Annotated in this window: 20 protein-coding genes; 10 read left to right on the forward strand and 10 right to left on the reverse strand. The window is 72.6% G+C overall.

Annotated features, from left to right (window positions below):
* The first annotated feature begins 347 nt into the window (after positions 1-347).
* Complete coding sequence (locus OG792_RS14245; protein WP_329110014.1) at positions 348-1,199, forward strand: alpha/beta fold hydrolase; 852 nt, start codon at positions 348-350, stop codon at positions 1,197-1,199.
* 78 nt (positions 1,200-1,277) lie between these two features.
* On the opposite strand, the gene OG792_RS14250 is transcribed toward OG792_RS14245, so the two are convergent.
* Positions 1,278-1,646 (reverse strand): FKBP-type peptidyl-prolyl cis-trans isomerase, encoded by a 369-nt coding sequence (locus tag OG792_RS14250; RefSeq protein ID WP_329110015.1) that lies wholly within the window; start codon positions 1,644-1,646, stop codon positions 1,278-1,280.
* Positions 1,647-1,845: 199 nt separating this feature from the next.
* Between OG792_RS14250 and OG792_RS14255 the strand changes: the two genes are divergently transcribed.
* The 6 genes from OG792_RS14255 (at position 1,846) to OG792_RS14280 (ending at position 8,324) form a co-directional block, all read left to right on the forward strand.
* Positions 1,846-2,427 carry a hypothetical protein gene (locus OG792_RS14255; protein WP_329110017.1) on the forward strand — a complete coding sequence of 194 codons (582 nt, stop codon included), beginning with the start codon at positions 1,846-1,848 and terminating at the stop codon, positions 2,425-2,427.
* 183 nt (positions 2,428-2,610) lie between these two features.
* Positions 2,611-3,546, forward strand: coding sequence for a sensor histidine kinase (locus OG792_RS14260; protein ID WP_329110018.1), 936 nt, complete (start codon positions 2,611-2,613; stop codon positions 3,544-3,546).
* A gap of 295 nt (positions 3,547-3,841) precedes the next feature.
* Positions 3,842-5,047, forward strand: coding sequence for a DUF418 domain-containing protein (locus tag OG792_RS14265; RefSeq protein ID WP_329110019.1), 1,206 nt, complete (start codon positions 3,842-3,844; stop codon positions 5,045-5,047).
* A gap of 505 nt (positions 5,048-5,552) precedes the next feature.
* Positions 5,553-6,575, forward strand: coding sequence for a LacI family DNA-binding transcriptional regulator (locus tag OG792_RS14270; protein ID WP_329110020.1), 1,023 nt, complete (start codon positions 5,553-5,555; stop codon positions 6,573-6,575).
* A 176-nt stretch (positions 6,576-6,751) separates the two neighbouring features.
* A complete protein-coding gene (locus OG792_RS14275) occupies positions 6,752-7,057 on the forward strand; it encodes a hypothetical protein (protein ID WP_329110021.1) in 306 nt (101 codons plus the stop codon).
* A gap of 13 nt (positions 7,058-7,070) precedes the next feature.
* Positions 7,071-8,324 (forward strand): cupin domain-containing protein, encoded by a 1,254-nt coding sequence (locus tag OG792_RS14280; RefSeq protein ID WP_329110023.1) that lies wholly within the window; start codon positions 7,071-7,073, stop codon positions 8,322-8,324.
* Positions 8,325-8,342: 18 nt separating this feature from the next.
* Here the strand turns inward: OG792_RS14280 and OG792_RS14285 are convergent, their stop codons facing one another.
* The 5 genes from OG792_RS14285 to OG792_RS14305 all read right to left on the reverse strand — a co-directional run bounded on the left by OG792_RS14285 (position 8,343) and on the right by OG792_RS14305 (position 13,408).
* Positions 8,343-8,993 carry a hypothetical protein gene (locus OG792_RS14285; RefSeq protein ID WP_329110024.1) on the reverse strand — a complete coding sequence of 217 codons (651 nt, stop codon included), beginning with the start codon at positions 8,991-8,993 and terminating at the stop codon, positions 8,343-8,345.
* Complete coding sequence (locus OG792_RS14290) at positions 8,990-11,692, reverse strand: FtsK/SpoIIIE domain-containing protein (RefSeq protein ID WP_329110026.1); 2,703 nt, start codon at positions 11,690-11,692, stop codon at positions 8,990-8,992. The genes OG792_RS14285 and OG792_RS14290 overlap by 4 nt, the downstream gene beginning before the upstream one ends.
* Positions 11,685-12,554, reverse strand: a complete 870-nt coding sequence (locus tag OG792_RS14295; protein WP_329110028.1) for a hypothetical protein — start codon at positions 12,552-12,554, stop codon at positions 11,685-11,687. The genes OG792_RS14290 and OG792_RS14295 overlap by 8 nt, the downstream gene beginning before the upstream one ends.
* Positions 12,555-12,561: 7 nt before the next feature.
* Positions 12,562-12,822 carry a hypothetical protein gene (locus OG792_RS14300; RefSeq protein ID WP_121160520.1) on the reverse strand — a complete coding sequence of 87 codons (261 nt, stop codon included), beginning with the start codon at positions 12,820-12,822 and terminating at the stop codon, positions 12,562-12,564.
* 205 nt (positions 12,823-13,027) lie between these two features.
* Complete coding sequence (locus OG792_RS14305) at positions 13,028-13,408, reverse strand: hypothetical protein (protein ID WP_329110029.1); 381 nt, start codon at positions 13,406-13,408, stop codon at positions 13,028-13,030.
* Positions 13,409-13,497: 89 nt separating this feature from the next.
* On the opposite strand from OG792_RS14305, the gene OG792_RS14310 reads away from it, so the two are divergent.
* The 3 genes from OG792_RS14310 to OG792_RS14320 all read left to right on the forward strand — a co-directional run bounded on the left by OG792_RS14310 (position 13,498) and on the right by OG792_RS14320 (position 16,734).
* Positions 13,498-16,062 (forward strand): ATP-dependent Clp protease ATP-binding subunit, encoded by a 2,565-nt coding sequence (locus OG792_RS14310; RefSeq protein WP_329110030.1) that lies wholly within the window; start codon positions 13,498-13,500, stop codon positions 16,060-16,062.
* A 121-nt stretch (positions 16,063-16,183) separates the two neighbouring features.
* A complete protein-coding gene (locus tag OG792_RS14315; RefSeq protein ID WP_329110032.1) occupies positions 16,184-16,384 on the forward strand; it encodes a hypothetical protein in 201 nt (66 codons plus the stop codon).
* Entirely contained in the window at positions 16,384-16,734 is a 351-nt protein-coding gene (locus OG792_RS14320; RefSeq protein WP_329110033.1) for a DUF3140 domain-containing protein, read from the forward strand. The genes OG792_RS14315 and OG792_RS14320 overlap by 1 nt, the downstream gene beginning before the upstream one ends.
* A 117-nt stretch (positions 16,735-16,851) precedes the next feature.
* Here the strand turns inward: OG792_RS14320 and OG792_RS14325 are convergent, their stop codons facing one another.
* The 4 genes from OG792_RS14325 to OG792_RS14340 all read right to left on the reverse strand — a co-directional run bounded on the left by OG792_RS14325 (position 16,852) and on the right by OG792_RS14340 (position 20,948).
* Complete coding sequence (locus tag OG792_RS14325; protein WP_329110034.1) at positions 16,852-17,088, reverse strand: hypothetical protein; 237 nt, start codon at positions 17,086-17,088, stop codon at positions 16,852-16,854.
* Between the two features lie 239 nt (positions 17,089-17,327).
* Complete coding sequence (locus OG792_RS14330; RefSeq protein ID WP_329110035.1) at positions 17,328-18,827, reverse strand: S1 family peptidase; 1,500 nt, start codon at positions 18,825-18,827, stop codon at positions 17,328-17,330.
* Positions 18,828-19,186: 359 nt separating this feature from the next.
* On the reverse strand, positions 19,187-20,158 hold the full coding sequence (locus tag OG792_RS14335) for a LysR family transcriptional regulator (RefSeq protein ID WP_329110037.1): 972 nt from the start codon (positions 20,156-20,158) through the stop codon (positions 19,187-19,189).
* Positions 20,159-20,258: 100 nt separating this feature from the next.
* The gene (locus tag OG792_RS14340) at positions 20,259-20,948 is read right to left on the reverse strand and encodes a ThuA domain-containing protein (RefSeq protein WP_329110039.1); all 690 of its coding nucleotides are present in this window, start codon (positions 20,946-20,948) and stop codon (positions 20,259-20,261) included.
* Between the last annotated feature and the right edge of the window lie 19 nt (positions 20,949-20,967).

Here is a 20,967-nt window from a genome sequence, read left to right on the forward strand (position 1 = left end):
CGCGGCGACGTCGTCGTGCCGGGGGTCTGATGCCGTTGCTTCCGATATGTTTCCGGAAACTCGGCTCCCCGTCGAGGGGTCTGTCGACTCCGGTCCCGGCTGGCCGTCCGGTCGGCGGCCGGACCGACACGTCAAAGCGGCGGACAGAACCACGGGTCACGGTGGCCTGAACTATCGGTCCGGGGGCGAAAATTTGCGGTGCCGCCGTTAGGGCACCGGCCCAACCTGGCGACCCGGCCACCACCCGCTCCGGACCGTGTTAGCTTCAGGCTGCTGCGCCCCTCTCACGTGGCACCGCGCGACCGACCCCCGTCACGGACGTACATCCACGCGAGAGGATTGTCGAGATGCCGTACATCAGTGTCGGGGTGGAGAATTCCGCGTCCATCGATATCTACTACGAGGACCACGGTGCGGGTCAGCCGGTCCTGCTCATCCCCGGCTACCCGTTCGGCGGCACGGCCTGGGAGAAGCAGGTCGCGGCCCTGGTCGACGCCGGCTACCGGGCCATCACGTACGACCGTCGGGGCTTCGGCAAGTCCAGCCAGCCCACCATGGGCTACGACTACGACACCTTCGCGGCCGACCTCGACCAGATCATGACCACCCTCGACCTGCGCAACGTCACCCTGGTCGGGCACTCGATGGGCACCGGCGAGGTGACCCGCTACCTCGGCGCGTACGGGTCGGCGCGGGTGAACCGGGCGGTGGTGGTCTCACCGATCCCGCCGTTCCTGCTCAAGACGGCCGACAACCCCGAGGGCGTCGAACAGAGCCTCTTCGACGGCTTCATGCAGCAGATCATCAAGGACCGTTACGTCTGGTTCACCCAGTTCCTTCAGAACTTCTACAACCTCGACGTCAACGCCGGCAAGCTGGTCAGCGACGACGTGGTCCGGGCGAACTGGAACTCGGCGATCATGGCGTCCCCGACGGCCACCGTGGCCTGCATCCCGGCCTGGTTGACCGACTTCCGGGACGACCTGCCACGGATCGACGTGCCGCTGCTGATCATCCAGGGGGACGCCGACCGGGTGCTGCCGTTCCCGGCCACCGGCAAGCGGCTGAGTCAGGCCGTCGACGGCAGCAAGCTGGTGGTACTCAAGGACGCGCCGCACGGCATCCCCTGGACCCACGCCGAGGACGTCAACCGGGAACTGCTCAACTTCATCAAGGAGCGGGTGCCGGTCGGCGCCTGAGCCGGGCAGCACACCGCCGACGACCCGCCGGCACGGGCGGGGGGTCGTCGGCGGTGCACGGAGCCGCTCGGCCGGTTGCTACTTCACGTCGACGAGGTCGACCACGAACACCAGTGTCTCGCCCGGCTTGATCACACCGGCGGCGCCCTGGTTGCCGTACCCGAGGTGCGGCGGGATGGTCAGCTTGCGCCGGCCGCCGACCTTCATGCCGGCCACGCCCTGGTCCCAACCGGCGATGACCCGACCGGCGCCGACCTGGAAGCCGAACGGCTCACCCCGGCCCCAGGAGGAGTCGAACTCCCCACCGGTGGAGTGCGAGACGCCGACGTAGTGCACGGAGGCCCACTGGCCGCGCCCGACCTCCGGCCCCTCGCCGACGGTGATGTCCTCGATGACCAGGTCGGCCGGGGGTGCACCCTCGATCGGTCCGATGCTGGGCTTTTCCATGTCCAGTCCTTCCGGGGACGAAATACGTGATCAGGAACGGAACTAACGAATCATCCTTACTCATCGAGATTCGCCGACGTGTCGCGGCCGGGGTCGTACCCGATCGCAGCCGGCCGGACGCGGACCCGGACCGTCGGATCCGGCGGTCGCGCCGGTAAGTCGCCGCGTCATCGTGGCGAAGGTCGGTAACGTGCGGGGCATGCAGGGGGAGACCATGGTCGGATTCGGCCACAAACAGTCGTGGTTGGCGGTTCGGGACGCCGACGTCGAGGCCCTCAGCGGGGCCCTGGCCCTGCGCGACCTCGGTACGGTCTCCTGGCGCGACGGCATCGACCTGGCCTACCTGACCGACGACCGGCTGGTGGTGACCCCGCCGCTGCCCGGTGCCCGCGACGCCCGCTGGCTGCTCGCCACCGGCCGCTGGCTGCTGCGGCCGACCACCGTCGTGGACGTGGTCGAACTGTCCGCCACACTCGGCACCGAGGTGCAGTTGTTCGCCACCTACCGGGTCTCCGAACTGCACCGCTGGGCGCGCGCGGTCGACGGCGTCGCCGTGCGCGCGTTCGGGTTCCTCGGCGAGATCGGCGAGGTCACCGAGTGGCGGGGCGACCCCGACGACGTCGAGCAGTCGATGGGGCTGCCGCCCGCGCTGGACGGGGAGCCCGACATCCTGGTCTCCGAACACGACGTGATGCGGCTCGCCGGTGCGTGGAGCGTGGACCCGAGCATTCTCGACGGCCGATCCGCTCCGGGTCCGCTGCACGCGTACGCCACCCCCTGAACCGCCGTTCTCGCTGGCCGAGTGGCCGGAGCTTTGTGTCCGCCACCGGGAATGCACCGATGCAACGGGCGGCTAGGGTGATGGACGGCGGAGTCGGCGCGGCGGTCGGGCGATCTCCGTCGAACCGGTCGGGCCGCTGCGGGGACCGACCGGAAACAGGCGGGGCAGGGGAGGCGTCGAGCCATGCGCGAGTCGACCAGTCCCGACGTGTTCGTGCACCCGGCCCTGTTCTACGCGAGCCGGTACGAATACCTCGCCGGCACGGTGCCGTTCATCCGGGCCGGGCTGGCGGCCGGTGAACCGGTGATGGTCGCCGTGCCCGAGGAGAACCTCGACCACATCCGGGCCGCCCTCGGCGTCGACGCGGCACGAGTCCAGCTGCACGACATGGGCGTGGCCGGGCGCAATCCCGGCCGGATCCTGCCCGGTGTGCTGCTCGCCTTCGCCGACGCCCACCGCGACACCCGGGTCCGGATCGTCGGGGAGCCCGTCTGGGCCGGTCGGACCGCCGACGAGTACCCCGCCTGCGCCCAGCACGAGGCACTGATCAACGCCGCCTTCACCGGCCGTCCGGCGGCCATCCTGTGCCCGTACGACACCGGCCGGCTGGACCGGAGCTGGCTCGACGACGCGTACCGTACCCATCCCACGGTGCGGACCGCCGGTGCCGCCTTTGCTAGCCCGCACTACGCCGATCCGCTGGCGGTGGCCGCCGGGTTCAACCTGCCGCTGCCGTCCCCGCCGGCGCACGCCGAGACCATCGCCGTCGAGTTCCACTCCCTCTGGGCGCTGCGCCGGCTGGTGACCGCGCAGGCCCTCGCCGCCGGGCTGGCACCGGACCGGGTCGCCGACGTGACCCTGGCGGTCAACGAGCTGGCCGCCAACACGGTCGAGCACGCGGGTGCCACCGGGACCCTGTCGGTCTGGACCGACGACAAGCAGTTGATCTGCCAGCTCAGCGACAACGGGCACATCGCCGAACCACTCGCCGGTCGGATTCCGGCCGCGCCGGACCAGGACGGTGGGCGCGGCCTGTTCCTGGTCAACGAGCTCTGCGACCTGGTACGCGTACACACCCGTCCGGGCGCCACCAGCATCCGCGTGCACATGCATCGCTGACCGGTTGCTCAGCGCTGACCGGTTGCTCAGCGCTGACCGGTTGCTCAGCGCTGACCGGTTGCTCAGCGCTGACCGGTTGCTCAGCGCTGACCGGTTGCTCAGCGCTGACCGGTTGCTCAGCGTCCGCAGAATGCCCTCCCGGAGCCACCACGAACCACGCTGACAATGTGCCCGGTGGTCACGGTAGGACCAGCCCTACCCCCCGATCCTCCCGCCTGCCGGCTGTCGGCCGGACCCCACCCGCTCATACGTTGGAATGGGCAAGCAGTCGGTTCGGCCTCCGGGGGGAGCAATGGTGGATCCGTCGACCAGTTCGGTGCGAGTGGAGCCACCGGCGCACGCGCCGGCGGGAACGGGCGAGGGACCTCGGATCGGGGACCTCGACGCGCTGCGGGGCTTCGCGCTCCTGGGCATCCTGGTCGTCAACATCGCGTTCTTCGCGTCGGGGTACCCGTTCCACCTCGTACCCGACCCGTCGTACGACTCATGGCTGGACCAGGTCACCCGCTGGCTGGTCGAACTCCTCTTCACCATGAAGTTCTACCTGCTCTTCTCCTTCCTGTTCGGATACAGCTTCACCCTCCAGATCGACTCCGCCGTACGGCGAGGTGTCGCCTTCGCTCCGCGCTTCCGGCGCCGGCTGGCCGGGCTGTTCGTGCTCGGCGTACTGCACGCCGTGCTGCTCTTCCACGGCGACATCCTGACCACGTACGCCCTGCTCGGGCTGGTCCTGCTGGCGGCGCGGGGGCTCCGGCCGAGAACCGCGTCGACCCTGGCGGGTGCCCTGCTCGGCCTGGTCGCGCTGGTCATCGCGCTGGCGGCCGTACGCGGTGGCGGCCTGGTCCCGGACCCGACGATCGCGGCGGACGCGGGTGCCCGGTCCACCGAGGCGCTGCGCGGTGGCCTCGGCTCGGTGCTGGTCGAGCACCTGCGCGCCATGCCGGCGATGATCTCGGCGTTGCTCGTCCAGGGGCCACTGGCCCTCTGCGCCTTCCTGGTCGGCCTGGCGGCCGGCAGGGTACGGCTGCTCGCCGACGTCACCCCGCACCGGCTCCTGCTGCGGCGGGTGCAGTGGGTGGGTTACCCGGTCGGCCTGGCCGGAGCGCTGGTCTTCGCGGTCGGCGGCGGGACGGCGAACCTGACCGGGCTGGTGCTGAGCATCGTCACCGCGCCCCTGCTGATGGCCGCGTACGTCGCCACCGCGCTGCGGGCCTTCCACACCGGCCGGGGTCCCCGGCTCGCCGCGGTGCTCGCGCCCGCCGGGCGGATGGCGCTGTCCAACTATCTCGGCCAGTCGGTCGCCGGTGTGCTGATCTTCACCGGGGTCGGGTTCGGCCTGGTGGGCCGGGTCGCCCCGCTGCCCACCCTGCTGATCGCGGTCGCGATCTACGGCGGGCAGTTGGCCTTCAGCGCCTGGTGGCTGGCCCGGTTCCGGTACGGACCGGTCGAATGGCTGCTACGTTCGTGGACCGACGCGCGTCGGGTCCCACTCCGGCGCTAGGGCCTGTGTCGAAGTCGGACCCGGGCGTCTGACGTGGGTTGCCGGTTCGGGTGACGGGCAACACCGGGCGGTGACGCGTGTTGCGCCACCGCCCGTGTTCGTGTGAGTTCAGGACCAGCGGATCGAAGTGGCGTTGTCGTCCAGGATGCCAAGGTCGGTTCGGTCACCCCAGTATCCGATCAAGCCGCCCGGCCAGCCGCGGTGCTCGAAGAGGCTGAGCCAGCATCCCCGGTAGGCGCGGTACCCGCCCCGCGCACGGGGATCTACGCCGAACACGCCACCGCGTTCGCCGCCCGCGACGCGTCGAGCTCCGGCCCCGGTCGGCTACCCTCGGGATACCAGTTTCCGGAACAGTTCCGTAACTTGGTGCAAAACGCCAGACTGCCGGCACCTGCCATCGCCTCAACACCTGGCCTGGGAGAACGGTGATCCGCCCGGTGCGGTACCGGCGCGACCGCGAAAGTGTTTCGGTCGTAGGCTGGAGCCTCGAAGAAGGAGCTGCATCGTGACGGTCGACGAAGGACGCCGGATCACCATCACCGCGATCGCCCAGGAGGCCGGGGTGTCGGTGCCCACCGTGTCCCGGGTGCTCAACGGTCGCAACGATGTCGCGCCGCAGACCCGGGAGCGGGTCGAGGAGTTGCTGCGCCGGCACGGTTACCGCCGCCGGGCCACCCGGCCACGGGCCGGTGCGAGCCTGATCGACCTGGTCTTCAACGACCTGGACAGCCCCTGGGCGGTGGAGATCATCCGTGGGGTGGAGGACGTCGCGCACGCGGCCGGCGTCGGCACCGTCGTGTCGGCCATCCACCGCCGGTCCACCTCCACCCGGCAGTGGTTGCAAAATCTGCGTACCCGCGCCACCGACGGGGTGATCCTGGTCAGCAGCGATCTCGCTCCGCCGGTGCACGCCGAGTTGCGCCGGCTCAACGTGCCGATGGTGCTGGTCGACCCGGCGGGCGTACCCAGCCTGGACATCCCGACGATCGGGGCGACGAACTGGGCCGGTGGGCTACGGGCGACCGAGCACCTGCTCTCCCTCGGCCACCGCCGGATCGGCTTCATCGCCGGCCCGCCCCGGTTGCTGTGCAGCCGGGCCCGGTTGGACGGTTACCGGGCCGGGCTGGAGGCGGCCGGCATCCCCATGGTCGACGAGCTGATCGCGCCCGGCGACTTCTACCACGAGTCCGGGTACTCCAGCGGTACGGCGCTGCTGAACCTGGCCGACCCGCCGACCGCGATCTTCGCCTCCAGTGACCAGATGGCCTTCGGTGCGTACGAGGCGGTCCGTCGCCGTGGCCTGCGGGTGCCCGACGACGTGAGTGTGGTCGGGTTCGACGATCTGCCGGAGGCCCGGTGGTCCTCGCCGCCGTTGACCACCGTGCGCCAGCCGCTGGCCGAGATGGGCCTGCTCGCGGCCCGTACGGTGCTCCGGCTGGCCCGCGGCGAGCCGGTCGACACCCCCAGGGTCGAGCTCTCCACCGACCTGGTCGTCCGGGACAGCTCGGCGCCACTGGTCCGCCGCTGACCGCGTCCGGCAGCACTAGCGGGACTGCGCGAACCGTTCTGCGGCGAATTGAGCTGAATTAGGCTGCTTGGTGGAATGACCCCGCCAGCGGGTTAGTGGTGATCGTGCACCGGGTACCACCCCGTGCACGGCGCCCCGCCGCGTGGAAGGTGGGGCGACTGAACCGAGGGGGCCCGATGAGACTCGACGACGACGACATCCGGACGAGCGGCGGCGGCGCCGGCGAGGGTCCGGCCGACGGCGGTGCCAACCCGGCGGGCCGCGACGGGGGCGCCGACGGCGCGGCGCAGGGTCCGGCCGACGGTGGTGCCGCGGTCGGTCAGCACGACGGCGGTGCGGACGGTTCCGCCGAGGGCCCGGCCGACGGTGGTGCCACGCCCGGTCAGCACGACGGCGGTGCCGACGGTTCCGCCGAGGGCCCGGTCGACGGCGGGGCCGATCCCGGCCAGCGTGACGGTGGCGCGGACAGCGCCGCCCGCTAGCCGGGACCCGGAGATGACCGACGACGCGCCGGACGGCCACCGCCGTCCGGCGCTGGCCCGTTGCGTGGCCCTTCCCCCGGCCGCCTTCGTCACCACCCACTGGGGCCGGGCACCGCTGCTGTCCCGGGCCAAGGAACTCGCCAATCCGGACGGCTTCAGCGACCTGCTCAGCCCCGCCGACGCCGACGACCTGCTCAGCCGGCGCGGACTGCGTACCCCGTTCCTGCGGGTGGCCAAGGACGGCCGGGTGTTGCCGACGGACCGGTTCACCGGCGGCGGCGGCGCCGGGGCCGAGGTCACCGACCAGGTGCTCGACGAGCGGATCCTCGACCTGTACGCCGACGGCGCCACCCTCGTCCTACAGGGACTGCACCGCAACTGGCCGCCGCTGATCGACTTCACCCGCGAACTGGGCGCCGCCCTGCACCAACCGTTGCAGGTCAACGCCTACCTGACCCCCGCCGGGAACCAGGGCTTCGCCACCCACTACGACACCCACGACGTCTTCGTGCTCCAGGTCGACGGGGCCAAGCACTGGCGGATCCACGAACCGGTGCTCATCGACCCGCTGGAACGCCAACCCTGGGGCGGCCGGGCCGACGAGGTCAGCGCCACCGCCGCCGGACCACCCGCACTCGACGTCACCCTGGAACCCGGCGACGCGCTCTACCTGCCCCGAGGCTGGCTGCACAGCGCCCAGGCCCAGCAGGGCAGCTCGCTGCACCTCACCGTCGGGGTCCGCGCCCTCACCCGGTACGCGCTGGTGGAGACCCTGCTCGGGCTGGCCGCCGAGGACCCACGGCTGCGCGCCGCGCTGCCGTTCGGCCTCGACCTCGCCGAACCGGCCCAGATCGCACCCGAGCTGACCGAGACCGTGGCCGCGTTGCGCGACTGGCTGGACCGGGCCGACCCGACCGCCGTCGCGGCCAAGCTCCGGGACCGGGTCTGGTCCGCCGCCCGGCCCGCGCCGATCCGGCCGCTGGCCCAGGCGGACGCCATCGCCGGCCTGGACGCCGACTCCCGGCTCGCCCCCCGCGACGGGCTGCACTGGCAGCTCGGCCCGGCCGGGGCGGACGAGTCGGACCGGGTCGTGCTGCGCCTGTTCGACCGGACCGTCAACTTCCCCGGACAGTGCGCGCTGGCGCTGCGGGCGTTTCTCGACGGCGGTGTCTCGCGCGTCGGTGACCTGCCCGGACTCGACGACGACGCGGACCGGATCCTGCTCGCCCGCCGGCTGCTGCGGGAGGCGGTGGCCGTACCGGCCTGACCTGGGCTTGGGCCGGGGTCAGCGGACCAGGGCGAACAGCGCCGCGGTGGTCAGCAGCCCGGCGGCCACCACCACGGTCACCGACTTCGGGTCCAGCCCGGCGTGCCGGCGGTCGGCGAGTAGCTTCGCCGGCGCCAGCCCGACCACCGGGCCGACCAGCGTCACCACCACGCCGAGCACCGGCATCCCGATCGCCAGGTCGCCGCCGTAACGCAGGCCGGCCGCGCGGGCGGCGAAACCCAGGGCGTACGCGACCGCCGCGCCGAGCACACCGAAGAACGCCAGCAGCGGTTGGGTCGAGCCGGGCAGCTCACCACGGTGCTTGTTCCGGTCCAGCAGCTCCCGGACCCCGTCGAGCAGCATCCTCGGGTCGGTCGGCGCACCCGGTGTCGGCATCGGCGGGTCACCGACCCGCCGGGCCCCGCCACCGAGCCGTTCCCGCAGCGTCTGCCACAGGTGCAGCACCTCGGCGTCGGTCGACTCGGCCTCTTCGCGGGCCGCCTCAAGTTCCGCCTCGGCCCGCCGGACCGCCTGCTCGGCGTCGCGTACGGCGCGTTCGGCGGCGGCGACCTGGCCGGCGTACCAGCTCTGCGCCTCGGCCCGTTCGGCGTCCACCCGCGCGGTCACCTCGGCCAGCCGGCGGATCAGCTCGGCGTACGTCTCGCTCATCGGGCCGGTCCGTAGGGGATGATCGTCTGCCCGGTGCGGTGCACCGCCCGGTCGAAGAAGAGCCCCCGCCACGGGCGCGGATACCAGTCCGGCCCGCCGGTGCCCGGATACAGGGAGGAACCCAGCTCCCCGCCCTGTACGTCCAGCGCCACCCAGGCGCCGATCTGGTCGGTCCGGGAGGCCGGGCCACCGAGGTCCGCCCGCATCCGGGCCACCCCCCGCCACCAGGCCAGTACGTGCGTACGCCGCTCCGGCCCGTCGTGCAGGATCTGCCGCAGGTGCTCCAGCCCGGTCCGCCCACCGGCCCTGGCCGCCAACCGGCCGGCGGCCGCGTCGACGGCGTACAGCAGCAGGTAGTGCGGTGCGCCGGGTGCGGTGCCCAGGCCGAGTCCGGTGGCCGTCTCGGCCATCAGCTCCGGCACCGTCTCCTCGTCGTACCAGGCCGCGTCGTCGCCGAGGGAGTCGTAGAGCGTCCGGGCGGCCGAGTCGGCGTCCGGGTCCAGGCAGGCGATCGAGAAGCGGGCGGTGCCGGGCGGGTGTTGCCGGTGCAGCGAGCGGGCGGCCGCGTCGAGCACCGCGCACGCCTCGTCGACCCGGGTGCCGATGATCGCCAGGTTCCGACCGGGGGCGCGGGGCAGCCGCATCCCGGCCGACCGCGCCTGGACGTCGATGATCTCGCCGAGCAGGGCGACCGGCCCGCGCGGACCGCCCGCCGCCCGGCCCTCGGCCGACCCGTCGACCGGCCGCAGCGCCGCGTAGTCCGGCGCCTCGGCCAGCCGGGGCACCGCGTCGCCGTCGAACAGCCGAGCCGGCGCGGCGTCCTGCGGACGCATCCGCCAGAGCTGGTTCTGCAACTCACTCCAGGTGCCCCAGTCGCTGGCCGACGGGATCCGGGCCACCTGGTTGCCCTCCGTCATCCCGGACTCGGCGTTGATCACGGCGTGGTGCCGGGGCAGGGCCTGGGCCGCGTCGTTGCGTTCGGCGAGGATGCGCAGCGCCTTGGGCAGGGCGATCCGCAGGGTGAACTGGGCGACCAGCGCCGGCCGCCCCCAGAGCGCCTCGATGCCGCGCACGTCCTGCGAGGCCAGGACCAGGTGGATGCCCTGCGACCGGCCCCGGCGGGCCAGGTCCTCCAGCAGGTCGGCCGCCTCCCGGGCGACCGCGTCCCGGCCGGCGAGCAGCATCTGGAACTCGTCGACCACGGCGACGATCCGGGGCCAGTGCCCGTCCGGGTCGACGGCGCGCAGCTCGGACAGCTTGGTCACCTCGTGCCGCTTGGCGGCGTCGGCCCGGCGGCGCAGTTCCTCGGCGAGGAAGCGCAGCAGGGCCAGCCCGAACTCCCGGTCGGTGTTGACGTTGATCCCGACCAGCCGCATGTGCGGCAGCCAGCTCGGGTCGCGGCGACCCTGGGCGAACCGGGCGAAGGACACGCCCTCCTTGAAGTCGAGCAGGTAGAACTCCAGCTCGGCGGGGGAGTAGCGGGAGGCGAGCGAACCGATCCAGGCGAAGATCAGGTTTGTCTTGCCGGTGCCGGACGGGCCGCCGATCAACGCGTGCGGCGGGTAGTCGCCGAGGGTGAGCAGCACCGGCCGCCCCTGCGGGCCGTCGCCGATCGGCACCGTCAGGCCGGTCGCCGAGCCTTCCTTCCACATCTGGTCGACCGGGGGCAGCAGGTCGGTGAACGGCGCCGGTGCGGGCCCGGCGGTGACCGTCGCGGCGATCTCCCGGCAGGTGTCGGTGACCAGGGCGGCCGGCGGCGGCGGATCGAGCCGTACGGCCAGCCCCGGTGCGGTCCGCAGCCGGGTCAGGCCGTCGCCGACCAGGACCCGTTCGACGTCCGGTTCGTCGGGCAGTTCGATGCCCCGGACCACCAGGTGCACCCCGCAGGCGGCACCGGTGCGGACCACCCGGTCGAGTTGGCCGCGTTCGTGCCGGGACAGTTCGTCCCCGCCGAGCAGCACCGCCACCCGCCACGGTTCGGGCCGTCGTCCGGTGGCGGCGGCGAGTTCGCGCAGCGAGCCGTACTCACCGGCGAGGACCGTCTCGTTGATCCGGCGGATCTGGTCGACCAGGTCGTCCAGCAGCCGGGCCAGGCCGCCCGGCCCGACGAAGGTGAGCAGGCCGGCGGTGGACAGCGGGGCGAAGCCGGCCAGCCCGCCGCCGAGGTGCTCCGGGTCGTACCCGATCAACCGCACCGCGCCGGGTTCGGCCCGGCCGATCGCCCGCAGCAGCAGGGCGGCCACCACCGCGTCGCAGCCGGCCCGGTCCTCGCCGGCCAGGTGCACGTGCCCCTGGTCGAGCAGCGGCACCAGGGCCGGCACCGGTTCGGCGCCGGGCAGCCGGACCGCGCCGACCCGCAGCGCCCCGGCGGGTTCGTGCCGGTCGGCCGGGCTCGGCCGCCACGCCGGCCAGGGCGCGCTGGCCGCTCCCGGCGCCGCGTCGGTCGCCGCATGGGCGGTACGCCGGGCCAGGTCGACGAGTTGGCCGTCGTACTCGTCGGCGATCTCGTCGAGTCGGCGGTCCCGTTCGGCGCCGACCCGCTGCGGCACCCGCGCGGCGGCCCGCCGGGTCCGGGTCAACCGGTCCCGCGAGCCGTCCAACTCGGTACGGGCCTGGGTCAGTCGTCCACGGGTGACGCCGAGCGCGTGCGACAGCATGCCGCGGACCCGGGTGACGAGCTGGGTCCGGACGTCAGCCATCGGACTCCCGCAGGTTCTGGGCGGCCACCGAGCGAGCGTCGTGGCCGAGCCGGTTGAGCAGCAGTCCGGTGAGCACCCCGGCGGCAACCGCCGGGTCGGCCGGGTGCGGTGGGGCGGTCGGGTTCTTCGGCGGTGGCATCCGGCAGACCCGACTCAGCGCCGTTTCGAGCACCTCGGCGGGCAGTCCGGGCAGCAGGTCGCGGGCCTTGCCGGTGAGTTCGTCGCGCAGCCGGGGCAGGTCCTGCGCCCGGGGCGGGTGCCCGAGCAGTTCGGCCGCCAGGTCCCGCAGCATCGGCGGGGCCACCGCGGCCATGCCGAGCCCCACGTCCGCCGGTACGTCCCGGAGCTGGGCGTGCAGTTGGCCCCGATCGTCGGCGCGGACCCGCTCGGCCACCCGGCGCAGCAGGTCCTCGGCATCGGTGATCTCGCGGTCCGGTTTCGCCTCGGGCGAGTCCCGCTGGCCGGTCAGCTCGGTCACCCGGACCGACCACCACCGGTGCACCGGCCCGGCCGCGCCGCGTGGCTCCGGTACGGGTCCGGGTCCCGCGGTCGGCGGATCGTCGGTGGGCTCGCGCCGCTGGGTCTGCCCGGCGACCGGCGGCCCGTCCCCGGCCAGCCCGATCGCGGCCAGGTACGCGGCGACCTGGTCCTTCGCCACGAGCAGCGCGTGCCCGGCGGTCTCCGCGTGCTCGGTGGCCGCGGACAGCTCGGGGACCCCCATCGGGTCGGCCGACTCCTGGCGGACCCAGCGCAGCCGGTCCGCGGCCTGGCGGAGCCGGTCCAGCGCCTGCGTCACCAGGGCCACCGGCAGTTCGTCGGCGGCGGCTCGGACCTGTGCGCCCAGTTCCTCCACGATGGACATCGGCGGCTCAGAGCGTCGAGACGTAGAGCTGCGCCTGCTCCACCGCGGCCAGGGTCGCGGAGAGACACTCCTCCAGTTCCTGGGAGGCCTGCGTGAGCGAGGCCTGGGCGGCGCTGACTGTCTCGTGTCCACTGCCCTCCAGCGCGCCGGCCAGGGTCTGCTGTGCCTCGGTCAGCTTTTCGCTGGCCGCCTGCACCGCGGTCTGGCCCTCGGTGATCTGCTGGAGGGCGGCATCGATGGCTGCTTTCAGCTCGGCGACGCTCGCCACTGCGGAACCTCCTGGGGGCGGGCGGGGAGGGCTCTCGTTTTCTGCTGGGGTCAACATACCCCCGTGGGCGGTTCTTGCCTCGGTGTCCGTTCCGGCGCACAGCGTGGCTTCCGGTGGAGTCCGAGGTAGGACCGCAGCACTCACCATTTCGGGCAACATTAAGTCGGATCTCCGACAGACTGCCCGAGACGGCGTACGGCAGTCGTCAGGCGGGTCGCAACCAGCGCGGACCGCGTACCTCCGCACCCAGCGCCTGGACGCGGGCCCGCAGCTCACGGTCGGCGGTGACCACGACGCAGCGCCGGCCGGCGGCCTCGGCCCGGACCAGGTCGACGATCCGGTCGTCGCCGGACCCGGTCGCGGGCACCACCCGGACCCGATCGGCGCCGGGCACGTCCCGGGCCGCCCCCTCGACCACCAGCACCACCTCGACCGGTGCGGGCAGGTCGGGCAGACCCTGATCGGCAACCGGGGCGATCGCGTCGCGCAGCCGGGCGGCCGCCCCGGCCCGGTCCCGCCACCAGCCGTCCGGTCGGGAACCCATCACGTTCGCGGCGTCCACCACCAGCAGCGGCTCGGTCTCCATGGGGTCAGCCTGCCACCGGCGCACGTTTGTCGGGCCGACCGCCGGGTAGGCCACGCCGACCGTGTCGCGCCCGCCGAAGGGGACCAGAGATGACGCAGCCACCCGGTGACTCCGGCGTTGACCCCTGGGACGAGTTCCTGGCGCGGTACTTCGGGCGCGGTGAGGGGCGCCGTCCGGCCCACCGGGTGGACATCACCCGACTGATGACCGCCGATGCCCGGGAACTGCTCGCCGACGCCGCCCGCCGGGCCGCCTCCGCCTCCAGCAGCGACCTCGACACCGACCACCTGCTCTGGGCCGCGTTGCAGCGCGAGCCGCTGCGCGAACTGGTCCGCCGGGCCGGGGCCGACCCGGACGCGCTGGCCGGTGCGCTCGGCGGCCAGCAGCGCCCGGCCGAGCCGGCGCCGCAGGGGCAGGTGCCGCCGAACCTCTCCCTCACCCCGGCGGCCAAGCGCGCCCTGCTCGACGCCCACCAGCTCTCCCGCGCCATGGGCGCCTCCTACATCGGGCCCGAGCACATCCTGATGGCGCTGCCGCTCAACCCCGAGTCACCGGCCGGGCGGATGCTCGCCGCCGGCCGGATCCAGCCGCAGTCGCTGCAAAACGCCAACTCGGAGCGGTCCGGGGCGGCCGGCCCCAAACCGGACCGGGGCACCCCGACCCTGGACCAGTACGGCCAGGACCTCACCGACCTGGCCCGCGCCGACGAGATCGACCCGGTCATCGGGCGGGCCGACGAGATCGAACAGGCGGTGGAGATCCTGTCCCGCCGAACCAAGAACAACCCGGTCCTGATCGGCGAGGCCGGGGTCGGCAAGACCGCGATCGTGGAGGGGCTGGCGGAGCGGATCGCCGACGGCGACGTACCGCGCACCCTGCTCGGCAAGCGGGTGGTCCAGCTCGACCTGGCCGGGCTGGTCGCCGGCACCCGCTACCGGGGCGACTTCGAGGAGCGGCTCAAGAAGGTGATCGACGAGATCCGGTCGCACGGCGAGGAACTCATCGTCTTCCTGGACGAGCTGCACACCCTCGTCGGTGCCGGCGGCGCGGGCAGCGAGGGCGGGATGGACGCCAGCAACATGCTCAAGCCCGCGCTGGCCCGGGGCGAGTTGCGGGTGGTCGGCGCGACCACGCTGAACGAGTACCGGCGGCACATCGAGAAGGACGCGGCACTGGCCCGCCGGTTCCAGCCGGTGCTGGTGCCGGAACCGTCGGTGGACGACACGGTGGCGATCCTGCGCGGCCTGCGCGACCGCTACGAGGCACACCACCAGGTGCGGTTCACCGACGAGGCGCTGGTCGCCGCCTCCGAACTGTCCGACCGCTACCTGACCGACCGGTTCCTGCCGGACAAGGCGATCGACCTGCTCGACCAGGCCGGCGCCCGGGTACGGCTCCGTACCCGCACCCCGGACAACGACGTACGCGACCTGGAGCGGGAACTGGAGGACCTGCGCCGGGACAAGGAGCAGGCGGTCGCCGACGAGCAGTACGAGCGGGCGTCGCAGCTGCGTGACAAGTTGCAGGGCGTACAGGAGCGGATCGAGTCGTCCCGGGGCGACAACGGCCAGCAGCAGGTCCCCGAGGTACGGCCACAGGAGATCGCCGAGGTGGTCTCCCGCGCGACCGGGATCCCGGTCAGTCAGCTCACCGAGGAGGAACGCGACCGGCTGCTGCGCCTGGAGGGGCACCTGCACGAGCGGATCGTCGGCCAGGACGACGCGGTCAACGCGGTGGCCGAGGCGGTGCGGCGGTCCCGTACCGGGCTGGCGGATCCGAACCGGCCGATGGGCAGCTTCCTCTTCCTCGGTCCGACCGGTGTCGGTAAGACCGAGTTGGCGCGGGCCCTGGCCGGGGCACTGTTCGGCGAGTCCGACCGGATGATCCGGCTCGACATGAGCGAGTTCCAGGAGCGGCACACCGTCAGCCGCCTGGTCGGCGCCCCGCCCGGCTACGTCGGGTACGAGGAGGCCGGTCAACTCACCGAGGAGGTACGCCGACGCCCGTACGCGGTGGTGCTGCTCGACGAGATCGAGAAGGCGCACCCGGACGTGTTCAACATTCTGCTCCAGGTGCTCGACGACGGCCGGCTCACCGACAGCCAGGGCCGTACGGTCAACTTCCGCAACACCGTACTGATCATGACGAGCAATCTCGGCTCGGAGCTGATCACCGGCAGCCAGCGCAGCGTCGGCTTCGGCGGGGACGGTGAGGAGGACGAGACCATCGAACTGCGCGAGCGGTTGATGCGTCGGTTGCAGGAGCACTTCCGCCCGGAGTTCCTGAACCGGATCGACGAGGTGATCATCTTCCGTCGGCTGGAGAGCGAGCAGTTGCGGCAGATCACCGAGTTGCTGCTGGAGGAGACCCGGCGACGCCTGCACGCCCAGGACATCGTCGTCGACTTCACCACCGCCGGGGTGGACTGGATCGCCGAACACGGCTACCAGCCGGAGTTCGGAGCCCGGCCGCTGCGCCGGACGATCCAGCGCGAGATCGACAACCGGCTGTCCCGGATGTTGCTGGACGGTTCGCTCTCACCCGGCCAGCGGATCACGGTCGACGCCGCCGACGGTGCGCTCACCTTCGACGTCTCGGACAGCGACCACAACAGCGGACGCAACCCCGCACCTGCCTCGGCAGCCGCCGAATGAGCACCGGTAGCGGCGGTCGGGTGAGCATCGGCGGCGGTCGGGTGACCATCGGTGGCGGCGGTCGGGTGAGCGAGGGGGCACGGGTGGGGACAGACGGTGGCACGGCGAGGGGAGTCGGACGGTGAGTCAGCCTGAGGAAAGCCGGGAGAAGAGCCCGAAGACCGACGCGGTGCTGCAACCGCCGACCGCGAACCCCGACCGAACACAGTTGCGGGGCGACCAGGACGGGCCGGGCAGCGACGACGCCGACCGCGACGAGGCCGACCGGTCCGGGGACGACCCCGGTACGGGGATCTCGTCGACGTCCCGGAAGGAGCGGTGATGGCTCGCGAGCAACGCATCGAACCCGAGGTCGAACAGCTGTGGCAGGACTTCCACGACCGGGTCAACGTCACCTCGGAGCAGTTGCGCACCTGGCTGATGACGCAGGGGTCGGGTGAGGAGGCGTTCGGGCCGGGTCCGGACCTCGACCTGCCCGAACCGGGCCGGCAGATCCTCGCCGTGAAGCGCAAGCGCAAGGTCGACCTGACCCCGGACGACATCGACGTGATGCGGGAGACGGTGGACGAGATCGAGGGCCTGCTCGACTCCCGCCCCGACCTCGGCCCGAGCGACGAGACCTGGCGGCGTGCCCTGCTCGACCTCGGCCACGACCCCCTCGCCGACCGCTGAACCACCCACCAGCCGCCCACCACGGGCACTCCGTTATCCCGAAGAGTTCGGCCGGCCGGAGCGAGCCGAACTCTTCGGGATCACCTGTGGGCACTGTCGTTTGTTGGGGTGGGACGGTTATTCACCGCCGATGCTGGGGGCGCCCAGGCCGGCCGTTTCGGCGGCGTCCCGGCGTTCGTCCCGCAGTGCCTGCTCGCGGGCGAGCAGGGCCGCGTACTCGGCGATGTCGGCGGGGGTGGGCAGGTCGGGCGCCCGGCGCAGGAACGCCTCCACGTCGCGGGAGGCTGCGGTGTGGGCGGCGGCGATCCGCCGGGCCGTTTCCCGGGCGTCGTCGGGCGGGATGAGGTCGGTCATGTACCTACCCGTACCCGGTTCGGGGCGATTCGCACCTGCCGGCGATCTCCGCACGGTTGCCCGAGCCGGGGACCTCGCGTGGGCCGGGAACGCCAGGTGGGGCGGGACTTTGCCCGAGCCGGGGACGTCGCGTGGGCCGGGGGCGGGTTGCGGGGTCCGGTGCGTACCCCGCACCCCGCCCGGATCCGGGCGGTGGCCGACCGGCGCGGGTCTGACCCGCGCCGGCCGGTTCCCGTTCGTTACGGGTTGGTGATGCCGAGCGTGTAGCTGCCCGAGCCGCTGTAGGCGTAGACGTCGTAGCGGTAGTACCCGGCCGTGCCGTTGTACGTGATCGTCTCGTCCGCGCTGGCGGTCTCGGCGGCGGCCACGTCGACCCAGGCGCTGCCGTTCCACTTTTGCAGGTAGAGGTCGAAGTCCACCCCGGACGGACCGTCGAGGCAGCCACGGTGGGTGCCGGAGACGGTCGACTGGTAGTAGCTGCCACCCGGCTGGATCTGGCTGTTTCCGCTGGTCACCGAGCCGCTGTAGGTCGCCTCGTAACCGGTGCAGCCGGTCGGCGGCGGGTTGCCGCCGCCGCTGCCGGTACGCAGCGTCAGGCCGTACACCGACAGGATCTCGTTGACCGGCTGGAAGTAGGTGGTCCCGCCGGAGGTGCAGTTGCCGGAGCCGCCGGAGGTGACACCCTGCGCCTGCTGACCGGAGAGCCAGGAGCCGCCCGAGTCACCCGGTTCGGCGCAGGCGTTGGTACGGGTCAGCCCGGAGACGGTGCCCTGCGGGTAGGTCACCGACGAGTTCTTCGCCTGGACGGTGCCGCACTTCCAGCCGGTGGTAGAGCCGGACCGGCAGATGGCCGCGCCGACCGCCGACTCGGTGGAGCCGGCCACAGTCACGTTGCCGCCGGCGTAGTTGTTCACCCAGGGCTGCGGGGTCCAGTTCGAGTTGGTCTGCACCCAGGCGTAGTCGTTGCCCGGGAACGAGGAGCCCCGGAAGGTGCCGGAGGCAACCTGGTTGAAGCCCTGGGTCGCGGTGCCGGTCGTGCCACAGTGGCCGGCCGTCACGTAGCCGCCGGTCACCGGGAAGCCGACCGAGCAGCGTCCGCCGCCCATGTAGTAGGCGTCGCCGCCGCGTACGTCGTAGAAGGGCACCGGGGACTCGGTGGTGGGAACCAACCGGACCGCCTTGGCGTCCACGCCGCTCGCCTTGACGAAGGCGCTCGCGGCGGTGCCGTTCTTGGCCAGTACGACCACGGTGTTGCTGGCCACGTCGACGTACCAGCCGGCGACCGAGGTGTGCGTCGCCTTCGTGGCGGCGCGGTCCAGCCCGCTCTTGACACCGTCGAGTTCGGCCGCGCTGCGCGCGACCACCCTCGCCTGGGCGCCCGCGCCGGTGACCCGGCCGGCGAGCGCGGCGTCGGTGATCGCGACCACCAGGGCGCCGCCGTCGGCGCTCACCCAGCCACCGGCGTACGCCCGGCCGAGTGCCTTGCGCAGGTCGGCGTCGGTCCGGCTGGCCTTGTCGTCGCGGGTGATCCGGTCCTTCGCCTGGCTGGCGTTCAGGCCGAGGTCACGCTCCATGGCGGCCAGCATCTCCGGCGTCGCGGCGGTGCCGGTCGCGCTCGTCGATTCGGTCGCGCTCGTCGATCCGGTGCCGGGGGCCGCGTTCGCGGGTACGGCCACGGTGCCGAGGACACCGGCCGGCAGCAGGATCACCGCTGCCACTGCGGCGAGTCTTCGCTTCATCCGTTCGTCTCCTAAGGGTGTGCCGGGTCCCGGCGCGGCGGGCGAAGCGGGAGCATGGGGGTTGCTTCGCCACGCCGTGGCGACGCGGCGGCGTCCAACCCGGTGACCCGGCGGTGCGGATGTTCCGGTGCCCTGCCGACCGGGGGTCAGACCCGGTGCCGGGCGGCCGTTGGCCGTCCTGCGGGGCCTGGGTCGAGCAGGGCAGGCTTAACTTATCGGCCACATAATCGACACAGGTATATACCACCTTGCTCATACCGCTCGGGCGCTGTCACGGCCGAACGCGGCGCCGCCGGAAGCGCACCCGGCAGGCGACGGGCACGGAGACAGGCAGGTGCGTACGCCGACCCGTGGTCGGGTCAGGCGGCGGCCATCTGCTGCGGCCCGAAGGCCGGGTTGCGGGCGAGCCAGGCGAGGTAGTCCGGGTTGCGGTCCAGCGAGTCGGTGTACGCGGCGACTGCGTGGCCGAGCACCCGGTCGGCGATCCCGGCCGCCGGTGCCTCCGGATGCCAGCCGAGCAGCAACCGCCACCGCAGCGGCGCACCGGCCAGCGGTCGGGTCACCAGACCGGACACCGGGCGGAAGGTGGCCTGTGCCAGCGCCACCGCCTCACCGGCGTCGACCAGGTCCAGACAGCCCCGGATGTCGGTCTCGTACACCTTGCGCGGGGTGAATCCGGCCCGCGCGCAGGCCGCCGCGAAGCAGTCACCGAAGCAGCCGTCGCCGGGTGCCACCGCCCACTGCTCGTCGTGCAGCGTCTCCAGCTTGACCTCGTCGGCGGCGGCCAGCGGGTGCGCCTCGGGCAGGACGACGAAGACGGCGTCGACCGCGATCGCCCGCCAGGTCAACCCGAACTCCGCCGACGGGGTGGCGTCGCCGCAGACTCCGGCCAGCGCGTAGTCGAGCCGGCCGCCGAGCACCATCTGGGCCAGCTCGTCGACGTACCAGGAGGCGTAGGTGCTGATCTGGGCGTGCGGCTGGTCGGCCGCGAGACGGTGCACCAGCCGGCCGACCAGCGGGCTGTTCACCCCACCGAACCGGTAGCGGCTCAACGTCGTACCGGTGCCGGCGAGCCGGGCCGCCTCGTCCTGGAGCCCCTTCATCGCGGGCAGCAGCACCCGGGCGCGGGCGAGCACCAGTTCGCCGAGGGCGGTCGGCCGGGCGCCCCGGCGGTCCCGGTCGAACAGCGGGCCGCCGAGGGTACGTTCGATGCGCTGAAGCTGGGCGGTGAGAGCGGGTTGCGCGAGTCCCAGCGTGGACGCAGCCTTGGTCACGCTGCCGGTCTCCGCGATGGCGCAGACCACCTTCAGGTGCCGCAGCTCCAGGTTCATAGCGTGACGGTAGGACTATGACGGGATCTACGGGAAGACCTTCGGCCAGTGAAAGATCCCCCAAAGGCAAAGTAAAAAGTATCCGAACGGTCCACCAGGGCTAACGTGCGGCCCAGAGCAGTCCACGTTCGGTGATGAGGCGTACCTCGGGTACCTCAAAATCGTCCAGCTTGTGGCCCACCGTCGAGACGAATATCCGGCCCGAGCCCCAGTTTCGAGTCCATATTGCGGGGACCGTGACCGGCTGCTGCCACGGTGTGCCCGAGGAACCCGCACCCGCCGGGTCGGCCGGGTCGGCGGGGTCGGCATCGAAGGTCACCGTGGCGAGTACGTCGTTGAGCGGGTCGGTCAGCACCCAGTACTTCTCGGTGTGCACCCGTACCGAGTCGATGTCGGCGACGACCGGGTGCCCGGCCCGCTCCGGCACGACGGTCAGTTCATGGTGGACGAAGCCGGGCGGGTGGTATATGAAGACGCCGCCGGTGAGTTGGTGGTAGGTGGTGTGCTGGAAGGCGCCGACGATGCCGCCGTGCCAACCGGCGAAACCCGTGCCGGCCCGGACCGCTTCGGCCAGGCCGGCCGCCTGGGCGTCGGTGATGGTGCCGATCGACCAGCACTGCACGATCAGGTCGGCGGCGGCCAGCCGGTCGGTGTCGGTGTAGACGTCGAGGTCGGAGTAGACCCGTACGGCGAAGCCCCGCTCCCGCAGGAACGGGATGAACAGCTCCGTCGCCTGCACCGGGACGTGCCCGTCCCAGCCGCCGCGCACCACTATCGCGTCCCGCACCACGTTTCCTCCCGTCCCCGGT

The sequence above is a fragment of the Micromonospora sp. NBC_01699 genome (assembly GCF_036250065.1).
Classification (GTDB): Bacteria; Actinomycetota; Actinomycetes; order Mycobacteriales; family Micromonosporaceae; genus Micromonospora_G.